A 19,589-nucleotide genomic window follows, 5' to 3' on the forward strand; every position below is an offset into this window, starting at 1 on the left:
GTCCCGGATTCGGATTCCCCCCACGGGATCCGGCCGGGCGCTGTCCCGAACGGATTCCCCCCACGGGATCCGGACGGGCGCTCTGGGTGCAGCGCCTGCTGCGGTGGTGCGGTGTGCCGGGACCCGTACGGACGGGAGGGCCGCTCAAAGCTCTCCGTGCACGTGTCCCGGCCACGCTGTCGAACCAGGAAGCGTCCCCCAGGACACCTCCTCGATGCCGGACGCGTCCCCCAAGACACTTCCGCCATCACCCTCTAAGACTCACAACCCCCGCCGATGGTTACGTAGTCCACGGTGTGATCTACGTCTCTCGCACAGCTTCTTTACAACTGCGCGAGCATCGAGCGGTGATCGCGACTCAACAGTAAGGAAGTTGAGCAGGATCTGTGAAGGGCTGTATCCAGCCTAGCGTTCCGTTGACCAGATGGGCACGCCTGGTCCCGAAATTCGTGAAGGTTCTCGGGAAGGGGCGTGACCGGCCCGGCCGGACGGCGCCGGCAACCGGGCCGGAAGCTGTCCGATTTTCGGTGCTCCCCGTCCGGTCACCTGAAGTTTCTCAGCCGAAGGCTGTTGCTGACCACAAAAACCGAGGAAAAAGCCATGGCTGCTCCTGCGATCATCGGGTTCAGCAGTCCGGCGGCCGCCAGCGGCAGGGCGGCGAGGTTGTAACCGAAGGCCCAGCAGAGATTCGAGCGGATCGTGCCCAGGGTGCGCCGGGAGAGCCGGATCGCCTGCGCGGCCACCCGCAGATCCCCGCGGACCAGGGTCAGATCGCTCGCCTCGATGGCCGCGTCGGTGCCGGTGCCCATCGCGAGACCGAGGTCGGCGGTGGCGAGCGCGGCGGCGTCGTTGACCCCGTCGCCGACCATCGCCACGGTGCGGCCCTCCTCCTTGAGGCGCCGGACCGCGGCCACCTTGTCCTCGGGCAGCACCTCGGCGACCACCTCGGTGATGCCGACCTCGCGGGCCACCGACTCGGCCACCGCCCGGTTGTCCCCGGTGAGCAGCACCGGCGTCAGGCCGAGGCCGCGCAACTCCCGCACCGCCTCGGCGCTGGTCTCCTTCACGGTGTCCGCGACGGTCAGCAGCCCCCGTGCCGCGCCGTCCCAGGCGACGGCCACCGCGGTCCGCCCGTCCCGCTCGGCCTGCCCGGCCGCCTCGGTCAGGGCCTCGGGCAGCGTGACGCCCTCCTGCCCGAGCAGCCCCGGGCGGCCCACCAGTACGCGGTGCCCCTCGACGGTGCCGCGCACCCCGAGCCCGGCCAGGCTCACGAACTCCGTGACGGGCGGCAGCGCCCCGGTGCGCTCGGCGGCGCCCGCGGCCAGGGCGCGCGCCACCGGATGCTCCGAGGCGTGCTCCACGGCCCCCGCGAGCCGCAGCAGGTCCTCCGCGCCGGTGCCCTCGGCCGGGTGCACCCCCGCGAGCGCCATCCGGCCGGTGGTCACCGTGCCCGTCTTGTCGAGGACGACGGTGTCCACGCGGCGGGTGGACTCCAGGACCTCCGGGCCCTTGATCAGGATGCCGAGCTGGGCGCCGCGGCCGGTGCCCACCATCAGCGCGGTCGGCGTGGCCAGCCCCAGCGCGCAGGGGCAGGCGATGATCAGCACCGCCACCGCCGCGGTGAAGGCGGCCGTCGGCTCCCCGGTGGCGAGCAGCCAGCCGAGCAGGGTGCCCAGGGCGATCAGGAGCACCACCGGCACGAAGACCCCGGAGATCCGGTCCGCGAGCCGCTGCACCTGCGCCTTGCCGTTCTGCGCGTCCTCCACCAGCCGCGCCATCCGGGCCAGTTGGGTCTCGGCGCCGACCCGGGTGGCCTCGACGACCAGCCGCCCGCTCGCGTTGACGGTGGCCCCGGTGACGGTGTCGCCGACCGCGACGTCCACCGGCACCGACTCCCCGGTGAGCATCGAGGCGTCCACGGCCGAACTGCCCTCGACCACCGTGCCGTCGGTGGCGACGGTCTCGCCCGGCCGTACGGCGAAGCGGTCGCCCTTCTTCAACTCCGCCACCGGTACGCGTACTTCGCGGCCCTCGCGGAGCAAGGCCACGTCCTTGGCGCCGAGTTCGAGCAGCGCGCGCAGGGCGGCACCGGCCCGGCGCTTGGAGCGGGCCTCCAGATAGCGGCCGAGCAGCAGGAAGGTCACCACGCCCGCGGCGACTTCGAGGTAGAGGGTGGATCCGGCGTCCCCGCGGGAGAGCGTCAGATCGAAGCCGTGCCGCATCCCCGGCATCCCGGCGTGCCCCCAGAACAGCGCCCACACCGACCAGCCGAAGGCCGCCAGGGTGCCGACCGAGACCAGGGTGTCCATGGTCGCGGCGCCGTGCCGGGCCCCGGTGAACGCCGCCCGGTGGAAGCCGAATCCGCCCCAGACCACCACCGGCGCGGCCAGCGTGAGGCTGAGCCACTGCCAGTTGTCGAACTGCAGCGCCGGGACCATCGAGAGCAGGATGACCGGCAGCGAGAGCAGGGCGGAGACGGTGAGCCGCTCGCGCAGCGCACGCAGCGCGGGGTCCGCCTCGGCCGCGGGAGCCGCCGGGTCCTGCGCCGCCGCGGGCTCCGGCTCGGGCGCGGGCGGGGGCTCGGCGGTGTAGCCGGTGCGCTCCACGGTGGCGATCAGCTCGGTGACGGTTACCCCCGTGGGGTAGGCCACCTTCGCCTTCTCGGTGGCGAAGTTGACCGTGGCGCGCACGCCCTCCATCCGGTTGAGCTTCTTCTCCACCCGGGCCGCGCAGGCGGCGCAGGTCATCCCGCCGATGGTCAGCTCGACCTCCCCGGCGGTGCTCTCCTCGGCCGTGCTCCCGGCGGGGGGCTCGCCGCCCGCGGGCGGTGCTTCGGGTGCGGTGCTCGTCATCGTCATGCTCCACGGAATCCGTGTGCGGACCGGGCCGTACGGAACCGGTATCAGCCGGCCGGTACGGCCCGGTGCCCCGGCGGGTTTGCCGGGAGGTGCCCGGGGCGGCGGGGCGCCCGGGCGGGGCTCAGGCGGTGCCGGTCAGCTCGTAGCCGGCCTCGTCCACGGCGGCGCGTACCGCCGCCGGGTCCAGGGGCGCGGCGGAGACCACGGTGACCCGGTTCTCGGCGGCGGAGGCCGTCACGGAGGTGACACCCGGCAGGGCGCCGACCTCCTCGGTCACCGCGCCCTCGCAGTGCCCGCAGGTCATCCCGCTGACCTGGTAGACGGTGGTGACGCCGCCCGTGGCCCCGGCGTCCTCGGCCGCTCCGCCGTGGCAGGAGCCGGTGGGGGAGCAGCAGGAGGCGGCGGACTCGGCGGCGGTCCCGGTCTGTGCGGCGGTCATGGGTTCTCCGTGGGTCGTCGGGCGGCTCCGGTGCGGCCGTGCGGCCGGTGCGGGGCCGGGGGCGTAGCGTGCGAAGGCGCCCGGTGGTCCGGGAGCTCTCCACCTTTCCCACGCTATACCCCTAGGGGGTATGAATCCAAGCCGAGGGCGCCCGTGCGGCGCTCTTTCCGCCCAGGTAATTCGCTCGGTGTGTGCCCGCGTGCGCTCCGTGTCCGTACGCCCCGCCGCGAGCCCCGGCGCGGACTCGCCGCGTACCCCCGGCACGGACCCGCCGCGCGCCCCGGCGCAGAGAGGCGCCCCGCCACCGGAATCCGGCGGCGGGGCGCGTGGGCGGGTTCGCTAGGGCGGGCTGTGCGGGGCGCTCAGGCTCTGCGTCCCCGGTTGCCGGGCCGGGCGGCGGCCCAGGAGCGCACCGTATCCGCGTACCAGTACGGCCGCCCGCCCTCCACCTGATCGGGCGGCGGCAGCAGTCCGTGCTTGCGGTAGGAGCGCACCGTGTCCGGCTGTACGCGGATGTGTGCAGCGATCTCCTTGTACGACCAGAGCCTGCGGTCCGTCATTCGTGCACCTCCAATGCGCGCGCCGGGACGGCGACCCGTTCGGGCGCCGGAGAAGTCCGGGCATCTCGCGCTGGCGATCTTCAGCCTGTGCCCGGACAACGACGCAGCGTGACGCCGCTGAGCCGCTGTCGGCGGCATGTGACCCAAAACCCGCGTAGGCGTGACGGATGTGACGAGTCACGGCCATTTGTGACAGAGGCGACGCAGGGGCCGGCAGCCGGGGCGGCCCGGCAATCCGCCTTCGTACGGGCGGGAGTTGGCGGCGCCTTGCCCGCTCAGGCCCCGCAGCTGCGCAGGAACTCCCGGGTGCGGCGGGCGATCGGCTCCGGACGGTCCGGTTCGCAGGGGTACATGTCCTGCTCGACGATGGCGAAGAGGTCCACGTCCAGGGACTGCGCGGCCTGGAGCACGGGTTCGAGCGCGGGCACGCCCGCGGGCGGCTCGCACATCACCCCGCGGCCCACCGCGGGCCCGAACGGCAGGTCCTCGGCGTGCACTTGGGCGAGGATTGCCGGGTCCACCTGCTTGAGGTGCAGATAGCCGATGCGCTCCCCGTAGGTCTCGATCAGGCGCACGCTGTCGCCCCCGCAGTAGGCGTAGTGGCCGGTGTCCAGGCAGAGCGAGACCAGGTCCGGGTCGGTCGCGTCGAGGAGCCGGGTGACGTGCTCCTCGGTGTCCACATGGGTGTCGGCGTGCGGGTGCACCACCGTGCGCAGCCCGTAGCGTTCGCGGACCTCGCGGGCCAGGCGCTCGGTGCCCGCGGCCAGGGTGCGCCACTGCTCGGCGCTCAGCTCGCGGTCCTCCAGGACGGCGCCGGTCTTGTCGTCGCGCCAGAAGGAGGGGATGAGGACCAGGTGCCCGGCCCCGGAGGCCTGCGCCAGCGCCGCCACGGACGAGACGTGCTCCCAGGTCGACTCCCAGACCCCGGGCCCGCGGTGCAGCCCCGCGAAGACGGTCCCGGCCGAGACCTTCAGGCCCCGGCTCCCGGTCTCCTCGGCGAGCCGTACGGGATCGGTCGGCAGATAGCCGTACGGGCCCAGCTCGATCCACTCGTAGCCGCTGGCCGCCACCTCGTCGAGGAAGCGCCGCCAGTCCACCTGCCGGGGGTCGTCCGGGAACCACACCCCCCAGGAGTCGGGGGCCGAACCGATCCGGATCCGCGACAGCGTCGTCATGCCCGCCAGAGTCACCGTCCGCCGAGCGGGGTGTCAAGCGCGCCTACCGCCCCGGACCGGGGCGCGGGCGGGCGCGGACGGGGCGCCCGGCGGGTGGCGGATGAGACCGGTGTGACGGGAGACAGGACACCCGTGCGGCGGCGTGCTTTGGTGGAGGCTGCGGTACGCGTTCCGGTGGGGCGCACGCCGAGTGGGTCGACGACGGGCTGGTGGGCGAGAGCGGACGGCCGATGCGGTACGGGGCCTACGGCACGTCCGGATCGCCCGGCGCAACGGCAACAGGAACGGGCACGGGAACGGGCACGGGAACGACCAGGGACGAGACCGGGAACGGGAACGGCGACGGGCACGGCAGCGGGAACCGGAAGGGGAGTGCGGGAGTGAGCCAGGGGCGCGAGCACGGCAGGGGAGCCGGGATGGGCGAGGAGTCCGCGGGCCCCGGGGGCGGGGACGCGGCGCCTGCGGCCCCCGACCGGGACGCCGACCGGGACCCGGACGGAGACGTGACCTCTGCCCCCGCCCCCCTCGACCTCCTGACCATCGGCCGGGTGGGCGTGGACCTCTATCCCCTCCAGAGCGGGCTGCCGCTGTCCGAGGTGAGCAGTTTCGGCAAGTTCCTCGGCGGCTCGCCCACCAATGTGGCCGTCGCCGCGGCCCGGCTCGGCCGCCGCAGCGCCGTCATCACCCGCACCGGCGCCGACCCCTTCGGCCGCTATGTGCACCAGGCGCTCGCCGGGTTCGGGGTGGACGACCGCTGGGTCACCGAGGTCCCCGGGCTGGCCACGCCCGTCACCTTCTGCGAGATCTTCCCGCCGGACGACTTCCCGCTCTACTTCTACCGCCAGCCCAAGGCGCCGGACCTCGAAATCCGCCCGGAGGAGCTGGACTTGGGCGCGGTCGCCGCCGCGCGGATCTTCTGGATGACCGGCACCGGGCTGTGCGAGGAGCCGAGCAGATCCGCGACGCTCGCCGCCCTCGCCCACCGCGGCAGGCGCGGCACCACCGTCTTCGACCTCGACTGGCGGCCCATGTTCTGGCGCGGGGACCCCACCGCCGCCTACGCCGAGGCGCTGCGCCACGCGACCGTGGCCGTCGGCAACCTGGACGAGGCCGAGGTCGCCACCGGCGAACGCGAACCGGAGGCCGCCGCCCGCGCCCTGCTCGCCCGCGGCGTCGAGCTGGCGGTGGTCAAGCAGGGCCCCCAGGGCGTCCTCGCCCTGCACGCCGACGGCACCCGTGCCGAGGTGCCGCCGCTGCCGGTCGAGGTGGTCAACGGGCTCGGCGCGGGGGACGCCTTCGGCGGCGCCCTGGCCCACGGCCTCCTCGCGGGCTGGGACCTGGAATACCTCATGCGGTACGCCAACGCCGCCGGGGCCATCGTCGCGGGCAGGCTGGAGTGCTCCTCGGCGATGCCCCGCCCGGACGAGGTGGCGGCCGCGCTCGCGAGCGGAGCGGTGCGATGAGGGCGGCGGTGCGGGGCAGGGCACGGGCCGGGCGGGCGGCAGGGGCGGCGTCCGGTGCGCGGGCGAGCGGAGCGGTGCGATGAGCGCCGGTGCGGTGCCGACCGGGGCGGAGGACATCGACGTACGCGCCCTCGCCCGGATCCGGGCCCGCCACCCGGAGGCGATAGCCGAGGCGGCGGCCCGGCGCAGACGCCGCCCGCTCCTCGCCGATCCGGCCGCAGCCGAACCGCCGAGGCCGAGCGCGCCCCCGGGGCCCGCCGCGCCCTCCGCTCCCGCCGCGCCCCCGCGCCCGAGTGAGCCCCCCGCCGCGCCCCCGAGGCCCGGCGAGCCCCCGGATCCCGGGGCATCCCTGGCTCCCGGCACACCGACGGATTCCGGCGGCCCCCTGAAGCCCGGCGCCCGGCCCGACCACGACCCCGGCGCCTCACCGGCCCCCGGCGCGACCTCCCGCGCCCACCCCGCGGACGCGCCCGCCCCCGCCCGCCTCCTGATCATCGCCGCCGACCACCCCGCCCGCGGCATGCTCGCGGTGGGCGACCGGCCGATGGCGCTCGCCGACCGGGGGGAACTCCTCGCCCGCCTGTGCCTGGCCCTGTCCCGGCCCGGGGTGGACGGGGTGCTGGCCAGCGCGGACATCCTGGACGACCTGCTGCTCCTCGGCGCCCTGGAGGGGAAGGTCGTCATGGGCTCGATGAACCGCGGCGGACTGCTCGGCGCCCGCTTCGAGCTCGACGACCGCTTCACCGGCCACCGCCCCGAGGACCTGACCCGGCTCCGCTTCGACGCCGGGAAGCTGCTGCTCCGCCTCGACCTGGAGGACCCCGGCTCGCTGGACACCCTGCACACCGCGGCCCGCACCGTCGACGAGATGGCCGCCCGGCGGCTGCCCCTGTTCGTGGAACCCTTCCTGGTCCGCCGCCAACGGGGCGTACTGCGCGCCGAGTTGAGCGGCCGGGCGATCGCCACCTCGGCCGCCGTCGCCGCCGGGCTCGGCGGCACCTCCGCGTACACCTGGCTGAAGATGCCGGTCACCGAGCACCCCGAGGAGATGGCCGGGGCCCTCGCCGCCGTCACCCTGCCGACCGTGCTGCTCGGCGGCGACCTCGGCGACGGCGAGCAGGACGCGGTCTACGAGCGGTGGCGCCAGGCGCTGCGGCTGCCGACCGTGCAGGGGCTGGTGGCCGGGCGCGCACTGCTCTTTCCGGCGGACGGAGATGTGGCCGGTGCCGTCGACACGGCGGTGGGGCTGCTGTGACGCGGGACGGGACGGGTAGGAGTGGGCCATGAACGAGACAGCAGGCCGCCGGGGCTGCCGGGCGCCCGCCCCGGCGGCCCCGCCCGAGCACCGGAGGAGCCGATGACCGACACCGGTCTGCACCTGCCGCGCGGCAGCGCCGCCGCGGGCCCCTACGAGCTGCGTGTCGATCCCGCGCGGGCGGGCTGGGAGTTCTCCGCCCTGCGGGTGCTGGACCTCGCCCCGGGCGCGGAGCACACCTTCGCGACCGGGGACAGCGAGTGGATCGTGCTGCCCCTCGCGGGAGCCTGCACGGTCGGGGTCCGGTCCGGCGGCGCCGGGGAGGAGACCCGCGCACGCGGACCGGAGGAGCCCTTCCCGCCCGGCGAGGAGACCTTCCAACTCCTCGGCAGGACCGATGTGTTCGCCGGTCCGAGCGACTTCGCGTACGTCCCCAGGGACGCCGGGGTACGGATCAGCAGCGTCGCGGGCGGCCGCTTCGCGCTGACCGGCGCGCGCTGCGAACGGCGGCTGCCCGCCCGCTACGGGCCCCGCGAGGACGTCCCGGTGGAGGAGCGCGGCAGCGGCAACTGCGCCCGCCAGGTACGCAACTTCGCCGCCGCCGGAGTCTTCGACTGCGACCGGCTGATCGCCGTCGAGGTGCTCACCCCCGGCGGCAACTGGTCCTCGTACCCGCCGCACAAGCACGACGAGGAGCGGCCCGGGGCCGAGACCCGCCTGGAGGAGATCTACTACTTCGCGATCGCGGGGCCGCACGGACTCGGCTACCAGCGGATCTCCCCCTCCCGACCCGGCGGCAGCGAACTGCTCGCCGAAGTCCGGGACGGGGACGCGGTGTTGGTGCCGGACGGCTGGCACGGGCCGTCCATCGCCGCGCCCGGCCACCCGATGTACTACCTCAACGTCATGGCCGGCCCCGGCGCCGAACGCGCCTGGCGCATCAGCTTCCACCCCGACCACCAGGAGGGCTACCGGTGACCGGCACCCGCCAACTGACCGTCGCACAGGCCCTGCTCGCCTTCCTGGCGGCGCAGTTCACCGAACGCGACGGCGAACGCCACCGACTGATCGGCGCCACCTGGGGCATCTTCGGCCACGGCAATGTCGCCGGACTCGGCCAAGCCCTCGTGGAATACGCCGAGTTGATGCCCTTCCACCAGGGCCGCAACGAACAGGCCATGGTGCACGCGGCCGTCGGCCACGCCCGCCAGTCCAACCGGCTGAGCACCCACGCGGTCACCACCTCCATCGGCCCCGGCGCCACCAACCTGGTCACCGGCGCGGCCCTGGCCACCATCAACCGGCTGCCGGTACTGCTGCTTCCGGGCGACACCTTCGCCACCCGGCCCGCCGACCCGGTGCTCCAGCAGCTCGAAGTCCCCTACGCGGGCGATGTGTCCGTCAACGACTGCCTGCGGCCCGTCTCCCGCTACTTCGACCGGGTCACCCGCCCCGAGGCGCTGATCCCCGCCGCGCTCGCCGCGATGCGCACGCTCACCGACCCGGCCGACACCGGCGCGGTCACCCTCGCCCTGCCCCAGGACGTCCAGGCCGAAGTCTTCGACTGGCCCCTCGACTTCCTCGCCGAACGTATCTGGCCGGTCCGCCGCCCCGCCCCCGACCCCGCCGAACTCGACGCGGCCGTACGGCAGTTGCGCGCCGCCCGGCGGCCGCTGATCGTGGCGGGCGGCGGCGTGCTGCACAGCGCCGCCGAGCAGGCGCTCGCCGTCTTCGCCGAGCAGAACGGCATCCCCGTCGCCGCCACCCAGGCAGGCAAGGGCGCACTGCCGTACGACCACCCTTGCGCGGTCGGCGGCATCGGCCACACCGGCACCGCCCCGGCCAACGAACTCGCCCGCGAGGCAGACCTGTTGATCGGTGTCGGCACCCGCTGGAGCGACTTCACCACCGCCTCCGGCACCCTCTTCGCGCACCCCGCCGTCCGCTTCCTCAACCTCAACATCGCCCCCTTCGACGGCCACAAGATGGCGGGCACCGCGCTGACCGCCGACGCCCGCACCGCACTCGAAGCGCTCACCGAGAGCCTGCGCGGCCACGGCACCGGACCCGACCCCGAGTACGTCCGCTCCTGGACCCGCGCCACCCGCGACTGGGAGCAGCGCGTGGACGAGGCCTACGCCGCCCCCGACCCCGGGGCCGCCCCCACCCAGACCCAGGTCCTCGGCGCCCTCGACGCGCTCGTCGGCCCCGAGGACATCCTCCTCAACGCGGCCGGCTCCCTCCCCGGCGACCTGCACAAACTCTGGCGTACGCGGTCCAGGGACCAGTACCACGTCGAGTACGGCTACTCCTGCATGGGCTATGAGATCCCCGCCGCGATCGGGGTCCAACTCGCCGCCCCCGGGCGCCCGGTGTGGGCCCTGGTCGGCGACGGCACGTATCTGATGATGCCCACCGAACTGGTCACCGCCGTCCAACTGGGCCTGCCCCTCAAGGTGGTCGTCCTGCAGAACCACGGCTACGCCTCCATCGGCGGCCTCTCCCGCGCGGTCGGCGCCGAGGGCTTCGGCACCGCCTACCGCTACCGCGCCGCCGACGGCACCTACACCGGCGAACCCCTCCCGGTCGACCTCGCGGCCAACGCGGAGAGCCTCGGCCTGCGCGTCCTGCGCGCCCCCACCGTCACCGCCCTGCACCAGGCCCTCGCCGAGGCCCGCGCGGCCACCGGCCCCGTCTGCGTGTACGTGGAGACCGCCCCCGCGCCCGCCGAGGGACCCGGCGCCGCCCCGCCCGCGCAGGCCTGGTGGGACGTACCGGTGGCCGGGACCTCGGGGCGCCCCGAGGCGGTGGCCGCCCGCGCGGAGTACGAGCGCGCGGCGGCCCGGCGACGGCGGCATCTGTGACCGGCGCCGCACCCGCCCCTCGCGGCCGCCTCCCCGGGGCGCCGGATGTCAAGAGCGGCGGTCGCGGCGAACCGATGGCGCCCGCGGGGAGCGGTGCGGTACCCATGGACCGAAGCGAGCCGAAGGAGAGCAGCCCCATGACCGAGACGAGCACCCCGGTGGTCGGCCACTGGATCGGCGGCAAGCACGCCCCGTCCGCCTCCGGGCGTTCGGGCCCCGTCACCGACCCGGCGACCGGCCGGGTCACCCGGCAGGTGGCCTTCGCCGACACCGCCGAGGTGGACGCCGCGGTGGCCGCCGCCAAGGAGGCCTTCCCCGCCTGGGGCGGCTCCTCGCTGGCCCAGCGCACCTCCGTACTCTTCGCCTACCGCGCCCTCCTGCACCAGCACCGCGCGGAGATCGCCGCGCTGATCACCGCCGAGCACGGCAAGGTGCACAGCGACGCCCTCGGCGAGGTCGCCCGCGGCCTGGAGGTCGTCGAACTCGCCTGCGGCATCGCCCAGCAGCTCAAGGGCGAACTCTCCACCCAGGTCTCCAGCGGCGTGGACGTCGCCGCGATCCGCCAGCCGCTCGGCGTGGTCGCGGGCATCACGCCCTTCAACTTCCCGGCGATGGTGCCGCTGTGGATGTTCCCGCTTGCGATCGCCTGCGGGAACACCTTCGTCCTCAAGCCCAGTGAGAAGGACCCCTCCTCCTCCCTGCTGCTCGCCGAACTCCTCGCCGAAGCGGGCCTGCCGCAGGGCGTGTTCAACGTCGTCCAGGGCGACCGGGTGGCCGTCGAACGCCTCCTGGAGCACCCCGACATCGCCGCCGTCTCCTTCGTCGGCTCCACCCCGGTCGCCCGCCATCTGCACGCCACGGCCACCGCCCACGGCAAGCGGGTCCAGGCCCTCGGCGGCGCCAAGAACCACATGATGGTGCTGCCGGACGCGGACCTCGACGCGGCCGCCGACGCCGCCGTCTCCGCCGCCTACGGCTCCGCGGGCGAGCGCTGCATGGCCGTCTCCGCCGTGGTCGCGGTCGGCTCCAGCGGCGACGCCCTGGTCGAGAAGATCAAGGAGCGCGCCGCCAAGGTCCGCATCGGCCCCGGCACCGACCCCGCCTCCGAGATGGGCCCGCTGATCACCGCCGCCCACCGCGACAAGGTCGCCTCCTACGTACGGGGCGCCGAGGCCCAGGGCTGCGAAGTCGCCCTGGACGGCACCGGGTTCACCGTCGAGGGGCACGAGGACGGCCACTGGCTCGGCCTCTCCCTGCTCGACCGGGTCCCGGTCACCGCCGACGCCTACCGCGACGAGATCTTCGGACCCGTCCTGTGCGTCCTGCGCGCCGAGACCTACGAGGAGGGCCTCGCCCTCATCAACTCCTCGCCCTACGGCAACGGCACCGCCATCTTCACCCGCGACGGCGCCGCCGCCCGCCGCTTCCAGCTGGAGGTCCAGGCCGGCATGGTCGGCGTGAACGTCCCCATCCCGGTCCCCGTCGGCTACCACTCCTTCGGCGGCTGGAAGGACTCCCTCTTCGGCGACCACCACATCTACGGCAACGACGGCCCCCACTTCTACACCCGCGGCAAGGTCGTCACCACGCGGTGGGGCGACCCGTCGGAGGGCGCCCGGGGAGTGGACCTGGGGTTCCCGCAGCACGACTGAGGGGTGCGCTGGGAGGGGTGGCGGCAGGGACCTCCAGGTCCACCCCTCCCACGCAGGGCGCAGATCGCCGATGTGGCCGGTGCCCTCAAGAACGCCGACCAGAACATGGCGGAGGGCAAGGGCGATGTCCGGGTGGGCCCCACGCGCGCCCCGGAGCGAGCGGTATCTGCCGGCCGGTAAGTTGCGGTAGCACGTCTTCCGCGCGTGCCACGGCTGCTGTGCCCGCTCCGGCCGGTGAGCCGGAGGCCGAGTGCCCCGGCCGGGCGGCGGCGGAAGCGGTCGCGGAGCGGAACGAGAGGTGGCGGAAGTGATTCGTAAGTTGCAGGCGGTCGCCCTGGACTGTGCCGATGCGGTACAACTCGCCGAGTTCTACGCGGAGTTGCTCGGCGGCCGGGTGGTCACCGACCCGGAGGAGCCCGACTGGATCGAGGTGCACGGCTTCGAAGGGACACCGCTGGCCTGCCAGCGGGTGGACGGCTACCAACCGCCCGTATGGCCGGGCCAGGAGCGCCCCCAGCAGCTCCATCTGGACTTCGACGTGGACGACCTCGACGGAGAGGAGCAGCGGGCGCTCGCTCTCGGCGCGACCGTGCTGGAGCGGACGGACCAGCTCCGCCCGGAGGCCAACTGGCGGGTCTACGCGGACCCGGCCGGCCACCCGTTCTGCCTCTGCTTCCACTGAACCCATCGGGCAGCTTTCTGGCTTGCTCCACGGCTGCTATAGCTGCCGTCGCCCGCGCGGGCCCTCGGGCGCGTAGGCGCACCACGTCTCTCGCGGTCGCGGCGGCGGGGGACCGGCGCCAGGTCTGCGGCGGGTTCGGCGTATTCGCGCCCGAGCCGCGGTCACCGCGCCTGCGCCCCGTCACCTCCGATACCGCTGCGCCACCGCCGAGAAGGCGGCCTTGGGTTCCCATTCCATGTCGGGGTAGGTCTGTCCCCGGCGCCCTTCGAGGAGTTTGACGATGCCCAGGCCGGCCCGGTCCAAGTCGTCCCTGGGGTCGCCGTCCGGGCGGTGCGGGTAGCCGGGCAAGGCGAACAAGAACACGAACGTGCTGTCCACGCCCTCGGTCTCGAAGATCTCCAGCAGTTCACCCAGGTACGCGGCCTGGCCCGCCTCGTCGCGCTCGTATACGCCGTTCAGCCGTAGCGGGGCCTTGGTCTTCGGGTCGTGCTCGACCACTTCCAGCACCCGCCCCCCGCGGTCTCCCGCGCCGCGGTAGGCGGCGGTGCCGAACCCGGTGACGGCGAGCGGCTTCGGGCCCTGGGCCAGGGTGCGCACCGCGTCCCGGAACCCGTCGGCGACCTCGGCGGAGCGGATCAGCTCGAACGTCACGAAGTCGAAGGGAGTCCAGTCGACCTGCTCGAACTGGATGGACGCGTAGGTGAGTTCGCCGTGGAAGCTCTCGCGGACCGCGGCCGCGGCGTCACGGAGGAAGGCGTTCATGCGCACGCCGAGTTCGCGCATCGCCTCGGCCCGACGCCCGGGTCGGCTCATCAGATGCTCGACCCGCTCCTCGGGGCTCTCTCCGGGGAGGAACCCGCGGTTCATCACGCTCAGCTCGACCCCCGCGACGAACACCACTGCGGCCCCCTGCTGCCGGAGCCGTTCCGCTCGCTCGGCGCAGTCGCGGAAGAGCTGGAGGATCTGCTCCGGATCCAGCTCCAGCGGATAGGGCGAGAACCAGACCTCCAGGCCCAACTCGGCGGCGGTACCGGCGGCCAGCTCCAGTCGGTCCGGGTCGCCGCCGATGATCTGGACCGCGTTGCAGTGGAGGTCGTCGCGGATGACGGCGAGCTCGCGCCGGACCACCCCGGGGCCGAAGCGTTCGCGGGATGTCTGGCCGTGCAGGACGAACCCGGTGTCGTAGGTCATTCCTCTTGCTCGCACGGTGGCGTCCTCTCTGCCGGTTTCGGGCGGGTCGAGACTGGCAGGGAAAGTGCGTGCACGCAAGTTTACGTGCACGCAACTTTGCGCGTACGCAGTCCTGTGTGGAACGCTGACGCCGTGACGACACCACGGCCAGGGCTGCGGGAGCGGAAGAAGCAGGCCACGCGCGAGGCGCTGCGCGAGGCGGCCCTGCGCCTTGCTGTCGAGCGCGGACCGGATCAGGTGCGGGTGGAGGACATCGCCGAAGCGGCCGGGGTCTCGCCGCGCACCTACAACAACTACTTCGCCAGCCGGGAGCAGGCGATCGTCTCCGCCGTCACCGCGGACCGGGAGGCGCGCATCGCGGCGGCGGTCGCGGCCCGGCCCGCGGAAGTGCGCCTGGCCGACGCCGTCACCGAAGCAGTGGTCGCGCAGTACACGAACACCGGCGAGCGCGAACAGAAGGCGCTGCTGCTGATCACCGCCCAGACCGCGCTGCGCGACGCCTTCCTCGATGCCGCCGCCGGTATCGAGCCCCCTCTCACGGCGGTGATCGCCGAACGCCTGGACGACGCCGAAGCGCACACGGCCCGCGTCCTCGCGGCCAGCGCGGCCGCGGCAGTCCGCATCGCGCTGGAGGGCTGGCTCCGGCCGGTGCAGAACGCGGAGGCCGCCGAGGGGCGCGTCGCCGGAGGACTGGTCCTGCCCTCCGGCTCGCTGCCCGACCGGCTCCGCAGGGCGCTGGCCCCGCTCGCGCCCGCGTTCGACGCCGCCGAGCAGCACGCCCAGCCGTGAAGCCGACGTGACCGGGGCGTCCGCTGAACAAGGCGGTGCTCATGCCCCGTTCCTCCGGCCCCGAGAGTCAGCCTCCCCCTCAGGAGAAGTCCCCCGCATTCCGCCCCGTCACCACCTTCACCGGTACCTTCACCACCGCCTCGGTCTTCTCGTCCCCGGCTGCCGCGAGGGCCTGGCGCAGTGCCAACCGGCCCAGTTCTCGGGGCTGTTGGGCCACCGAGGCGTACAGCGTGCCTGCCTTGACCGCCTTCAGGGCGTCGGGGGTGCCGTCGAAGCCCACCACCGGGATTTTGCGGGCGCGGGAGCCGAGGGCCTTGGTGGCGCCCAGGGCCATTTCGTCGTTCTCGGCGAAGACGGCGTCGATGTCGTCGTGCGCCTGGAGGAGGTTGGTCATGACGTCGAGGCCCTTGGCGCGGTCGAAGTCGGCGGGCTGGCGGGCCAGCACCTTGATGCCGGGGTACGCCTTGATGCCCGCGGTGAAGCCGGCGCCGCGTTCGCGGCTGGCGGAGGTGCCCGCGGTGCCCTGGAGGACCACCACCCGCCCTTCGCCGCCGAGGCGTTGGGCCAGGGCGCGGGCGGCCTGCTTGCCGCCGCTGACGTTGTCCGAGGCGACCAGGGAGGCCACCTTCGCCTTGCTGACCGCGCGGTCCACGGCGACCACGGGGATGTCCGCGGTGATCGCGGAGCGCACCGCGGGGGAGGCGGCGTCGGAGTCGACCGGGTTGACGATGATCGAGGACTTGTTGCCGCTGGTGAAGTTCTGGAGCTGGTTGGCCTGTTGGGAGGCGTCGTTCTGGGCGTCGGTGACGGTGAGGTCGACGCCGCGCGCCTTCGCCTCGGCCTGGGCGCCGGCCCGTAGCTGGACGAAGAAGGTGTTGTTGAGGGTGGAGAGGGACATGCCCACCGTGGTCCTGCCGCCGGAGCCGTCGTCGCGCCACAGGGCCGTACCGCCCATGACGGCGGCCACGAGGACCGCGGCGATCGCGTAGCGCGCAGCCCGGGCACCCCTGCCGCCCGGTCCGGCCCTCCCGCCCGTACCGCCCGCCCCGGGGACGGGGGCCGGGGCGCCCGCCCGGCGGCGCGCGGTGTCGAGGAGCACCGCGAGGGCGATGACCGCGCCGATGACGACCTGCTGCCAGAAGGCCGATACGGACAGGAGGTTGAGGCCGTTGCGCAGCACCGCGAGGATCAGCGCGCCGACCAGGGTGCCGGAGGCGGTGCCGACGCCGCCGGAGAGGCTGGCGCCGCCGATCACCACGGCGGCGATCGCGTCGAGTTCGTAGCCCTGCCCGGCGGTGGGCTGCGCGGTGTCGAGCCGGGCGGCGAGGACGATGCCCGCGACGGCCGCGAACAGCCCGGACAGCGCGTAGACGGCGGCCTTCTGGCGGCGTACGGGCAGGCCGGAGAGGCGGGCGGCCTCCTCGTTGCCGCCGATCGCGTAGAGGCCGCGGCCGAGGAAGGTGCGGCCGAGGACGACCGCGGTGAGCAGTCCGGCCGCCGCCATCACCAGGACCGGCACCGGGAGCCAGCCGCCGAGGGTGTCGCCGAGCCCCGAGACCGAGGAGGGGAAGCCGATCGGGCTGCCGTCCGCGAGGACCAGGGCGAGGCCGCGGCCCACCGAGAGCATGGCCAAGGTGGCGATGAACGGAGGGAGTCTGCCGTACGCGACGAGGGCGCCGCTGACCAGTCCGCAGGCCGCGCCGGTGGCGAGCGCGAGCAGCACCGCGAGCCAGACCGGCAGCCCTTCGGTCGTCGCCGACCAGGCGAGCACGGTCGCGGAGAGCGCCGCCACCGAGCCCACCGACAGGTCGATGCCCGCCGAGACGACGACGAAGGTCACGCCGAAGGCGAGGATCGCGGTCACGGCCGCCTGTACGCCGACGTTGAGGAGGTTGTCGGTGGTCAGGAAGTCGCCGGAGAGGAGGGTGAGGGCCGCGGTCAGGGCCACGAGTGCGCCGAGTGCGCCGTTGTCGAGCAGCAGGCGGCGGGCCGCCGCGAGGGTTCCGCTCGCGCCGCGGCCCCCTGCCGATGAGGTCTTTCGCCCAACTCCCGGGCCACTCGGGCCCTTTGGGGTAACCGGGCCGTTCGGGGTGTCCGAGGTCGAGGTGTCGGCGGTCACCGGATGATGCCTCCTGTCCTGTGGTTCTCCCTGCTGGTCGCCTCGTTGCTGCCGTTGCCGTTGCCGTTGCCGTTTCCGCTGTCGCTGTCGCTGCCGATCGCCAGGGCCATCACCGCGTCCTGGGTGGCGGTGGCGGCGGGGAGTTCGCCGGTGAGTCTGCCCCCGGCCATCACCAGGATCCGGTCGCTCATGCCGAGCACCTCGGGCAGTTCGCTGGAGACCATCAGGACCGCGTTCCCGGCGGCCGTGAACTCCCGTACCAGGCGGTGGATTTCGGCCTTGGCGCCGACGTCGATGCCGCGGGTGGGCTCGTCCAGGAGCAGCAGCCGGGTGCGGGAGAGCAGCCATTTGCCGAGGACGACCTTCTGCTGGTTGCCGCCGGAGAGGGTGCCCACCCGCTGGTCGAGGGAGGCCATCCGCACCCCGAGGCGCTCCGCGATCCGGGCGGCAGCGGTGCGCTGGGCGCCGCGGTCCACGAACCCCGCGCGGGTCGCCGTACGCAGGGTGACCAGGCCGAGGTTGTCCGCGACGGAGGCACCCGGCAGCAGACCCTGCCCCTTGCGGTCCTCGGGGACGAGTCCGAGCCCGGCGGCCATCGCCGCCCGGATGTCGTGGCGCGGCAGGGGCACGCCCGCCACCCGTACGCCGCCCTCCTCGTAGGGGTCGGCGCCGAAGAGAGCGCGGACGACCTCGGTACGGCCCGCGCCCACCAGCCCGGCCAGGCCCACGACTTCACCCGCCCGTACCTCGAAACTCACGTCCTGGAAGGCGCCTTGGCGGGTGAGTCCCTCGACGCGGAGGAGGGGAGGGGGAGTCGGGGGATCGGGAGGCCGGGCTGTCGTGGAGTCCGGCGCCCCGGTGATGGTCGCTGCCGCCGCCTCGGGCTTCGTCAACTCCCGTTCCCGTGGCGGGTATTGCTGGCTGAGGGTGCGTCCGACCATGAGGTGTACGAGGTCCTCGGCGGGTGCGGTGGCGGGGAGTTCACCGGCCACGCGGCCGTCGCGGAGCACGGTGACGCGGTCGCCGAGGGCGGCGATCTCCTCCAAGTGGTGGGTGATGAAGACCAGGCCCACGGACTCCGCGCGCAGACGGCGGACGATACGGAAGAGCTGCTCGGTCTCGGAGGCGGCCAGCGCGGAGGTGGGCTCGTCCATGACCAGGATCCGGGCCTCCCGGCTGAGCGCCTGCGCGATCTCCACCAACTGGCGGCGGGCTACGCCCAGTTCGGCGAGGCGGGTGCGGGGCGAAAGGTCCAGGCCCACCCGGTCGAGGACCTCCTCGGCGGCCTGCTCCAGGCGCCTGCGGTCGACCAGGCCGAAGCGGCGCGGCTGGCGGCCGAGGAAGATGTTCTCCGCCACCGAGAGCTCCGGGACCAGGCTGAACTCCTGGTGGATGGTGGCGATACCGAGCCGCTGGGCCTCCCGGGTGCTCCCCGGGCGCACCTCCCGCCCGTCGACGCGGATGCGGCCCGCCTCGGGCCGGTACGCCCCGGAGAGGATCTTGACCAGGGTGCTCTTTCCCGCGCCGTTCTCGCCGAGCAGTACGTGCACCTCGCCGCGCCGGAGGCCGAAGTCGACGTCGTCCAGGGCGAGTACGCCCGGGAAGGACTTCCGGATGCCCTCAAGGCGGAGGATCTCGGCGGGGTCGGCCGCCGGGGCGCCGGGCGCCGGGCAGCTTGCCGCCGGGTCGCCGGACTTCGGGTCGCCGGATGGCGGGTCGCCGGGCGTCGGGCCGGTGGACCGGTCACCGGCCAACTCCGCCGCTCGGTCCGCCGGTTGGGGCCGCTGCGGCAAGTCCTCAGCCCCGTAAGGCTGTTGGGGTCGCCGCACGTCCCCGCCCTCGGCGGGCCGTTCCGGCCGCGGCAGGTCCTCGGGGTCGCTCGCCGGTGGTCCGGGGTCGCTCACGGGTGGTCCCGCCCCTCTCCGGGGGACCACCCGTCGTCGTACGGCATCGGGGCCCGGTGCTCCGGGGACGGCGGCGGGGTGCACCCCTCAGTGGGGCTTCCCGTCCGGTCGCGCCCCGAATCCCCAGCCCAGCATCGCGAACCGGCCCTCGTCCCGGGCGCCCGCCTTGGCGTAGGTGGCGAGGGCGGGCGCGTTGTCCGGGTCGACGCCGACCCACATGCCGTAGCAGCCGTGGGTGCGGGCGTAGTCGGCGAGCGCGCGGACCAGGGCGGTGCCGATGCCGCGGCGGCGGTGGGGCTCGTCCACGGAGAGTTCGTAGAGGAGCATCTCGGTGCCCTTGTCGGGGTGGATGGTCTCCACGCCGCTGACGAAGCCGACGGGGTCCGATTTGCTCGCGCGGTTCTCGGCGCCGTTGTCGTAGGCGAGGAAGAGGTGGTGGCCCGGATTGTCATGGAATCGCCGGGCCCAGTCGGGGTCGGCGCGCGCGTCGAAGAGGCGGCTCGCGGACAGTATCTGGAAGACGGTCGTGGCGCGTCGGATCTCCATGCGGGGTTTCCTACCACGTACGGCGGGTGTGGGATGCGCCACGGAGGAGGCGGGGCGCGGGCGGCGCGAGCCCGGGCGCGCGGCAGGGGGCG

15 protein-coding genes are annotated in these 19,589 nt (G+C 74.1%); 7 read left to right on the plus strand and 8 right to left on the minus strand.

From position 1 onward, the window contains the following. Nucleotides 1–542: 542 nt before the first annotated feature. The 4 genes from MID12_RS22115 to MID12_RS22130 all read right to left on the minus strand — a co-directional run bounded on the left by MID12_RS22115 (nt 543) and on the right by MID12_RS22130 (nt 5,032). A complete protein-coding gene (locus tag MID12_RS22115) occupies nt 543–2,852 on the minus strand; it encodes a heavy metal translocating P-type ATPase (protein WP_411576991.1) in 2,310 nt (769 codons plus the stop codon). 127 nt (nt 2,853–2,979) lie between these two features. Next, the gene (locus MID12_RS22120; RefSeq protein ID WP_263170196.1) at nt 2,980–3,297 is read right to left on the minus strand and encodes a heavy-metal-associated domain-containing protein; all 318 of its coding nucleotides are present in this window, start codon (nt 3,295–3,297) and stop codon (nt 2,980–2,982) included. Nucleotides 3,298–3,659: 362 nt separating this feature from the next. Beyond that, on the minus strand, nt 3,660–3,857 hold the full coding sequence (locus MID12_RS22125) for a helix-turn-helix transcriptional regulator (RefSeq protein ID WP_040253322.1): 198 nt from the start codon (nt 3,855–3,857) through the stop codon (nt 3,660–3,662). 275 nt (nt 3,858–4,132) lie between these two features. After that, nucleotides 4,133–5,032, minus strand: coding sequence for a sugar phosphate isomerase/epimerase family protein (locus MID12_RS22130; protein WP_263170198.1), 900 nt, complete (start codon nt 5,030–5,032; stop codon nt 4,133–4,135). Nucleotides 5,033–5,412: 380 nt separating this feature from the next. Here MID12_RS22130 and iolC point away from each other — a divergent pair, with 380 nt between their 5' ends. The 6 genes from iolC to MID12_RS22160 all read left to right on the plus strand — a co-directional run bounded on the left by iolC (nt 5,413) and on the right by MID12_RS22160 (nt 12,948). Then, entirely contained in the window at nt 5,413–6,495 is a 1,083-nt protein-coding gene (gene iolC, locus MID12_RS22135; protein WP_263170200.1) for a 5-dehydro-2-deoxygluconokinase, read from the plus strand. A gap of 385 nt (nt 6,496–6,880) precedes the next feature. Then, entirely contained in the window at nt 6,881–7,750 is an 870-nt protein-coding gene (locus tag MID12_RS22140) for a deoxyribose-phosphate aldolase (protein ID WP_411577074.1), read from the plus strand. 102 nt (nt 7,751–7,852) lie between these two features. After that, nucleotides 7,853–8,728: a 5-deoxy-glucuronate isomerase gene (iolB, locus tag MID12_RS22145; RefSeq protein ID WP_263170201.1), complete on the plus strand. Its 876-nt coding sequence runs from the start codon at nt 7,853–7,855 to the stop codon at nt 8,726–8,728. Further along, nucleotides 8,725–10,614 carry a 3D-(3,5/4)-trihydroxycyclohexane-1,2-dione acylhydrolase (decyclizing) gene (gene iolD, locus MID12_RS22150; protein ID WP_263170202.1) on the plus strand — a complete coding sequence of 630 codons (1,890 nt, stop codon included), beginning with the start codon at nt 8,725–8,727 and terminating at the stop codon, nt 10,612–10,614. Before iolB ends, iolD begins: the two co-directional genes overlap by 4 nt. A gap of 137 nt (nt 10,615–10,751) precedes the next feature. Then, nucleotides 10,752–12,266, plus strand: a complete 1,515-nt coding sequence (locus MID12_RS22155; protein ID WP_040253334.1) for a CoA-acylating methylmalonate-semialdehyde dehydrogenase — start codon at nt 10,752–10,754, stop codon at nt 12,264–12,266. 307 nt (nt 12,267–12,573) lie between these two features. Next, nucleotides 12,574–12,948 carry a VOC family protein gene (locus tag MID12_RS22160; protein ID WP_040258076.1) on the plus strand — a complete coding sequence of 125 codons (375 nt, stop codon included), beginning with the start codon at nt 12,574–12,576 and terminating at the stop codon, nt 12,946–12,948. A gap of 180 nt (nt 12,949–13,128) precedes the next feature. Here MID12_RS22160 and MID12_RS22165 read toward each other — a convergent pair whose 3' ends face one another. Continuing rightward, nucleotides 13,129–14,139 (minus strand): hypothetical protein, encoded by a 1,011-nt coding sequence (locus MID12_RS22165; protein WP_263173367.1) that lies wholly within the window; start codon nt 14,137–14,139, stop codon nt 13,129–13,131. A gap of 132 nt (nt 14,140–14,271) precedes the next feature. Between MID12_RS22165 and MID12_RS22170 the strand changes: the two genes are divergently transcribed. Then, complete coding sequence (locus tag MID12_RS22170) at nt 14,272–14,928, plus strand: TetR/AcrR family transcriptional regulator (RefSeq protein ID WP_263170204.1); 657 nt, start codon at nt 14,272–14,274, stop codon at nt 14,926–14,928. Nucleotides 14,929–15,007: 79 nt separating this feature from the next. Here MID12_RS22170 and MID12_RS22175 read toward each other — a convergent pair whose 3' ends face one another. The 3 genes from MID12_RS22175 to MID12_RS22185 all read right to left on the minus strand — a co-directional run bounded on the left by MID12_RS22175 (nt 15,008) and on the right by MID12_RS22185 (nt 19,497). Then, nucleotides 15,008–16,909, minus strand: coding sequence for a substrate-binding domain-containing protein (locus MID12_RS22175; protein WP_263173370.1), 1,902 nt, complete (start codon nt 16,907–16,909; stop codon nt 15,008–15,010). A gap of 134 nt (nt 16,910–17,043) precedes the next feature. After that, nucleotides 17,044–18,681 (minus strand): sugar ABC transporter ATP-binding protein, encoded by a 1,638-nt coding sequence (locus tag MID12_RS22180; protein WP_263173373.1) that lies wholly within the window; start codon nt 18,679–18,681, stop codon nt 17,044–17,046. 357 nt (nt 18,682–19,038) lie between these two features. Further along, on the minus strand, nt 19,039–19,497 hold the full coding sequence (locus tag MID12_RS22185) for a GNAT family N-acetyltransferase (RefSeq protein ID WP_263170206.1): 459 nt from the start codon (nt 19,495–19,497) through the stop codon (nt 19,039–19,041). Nucleotides 19,498–19,589: the final 92 nt, after the last annotated feature.

Origin of the sequence: Streptomyces sp. SCSIO ZS0520 (assembly GCF_025643355.1) — a bacterium.
GTDB classification, from domain to species: Bacteria; Actinomycetota; Actinomycetes; order Streptomycetales; family Streptomycetaceae; genus Streptomyces; species Streptomyces physcomitrii.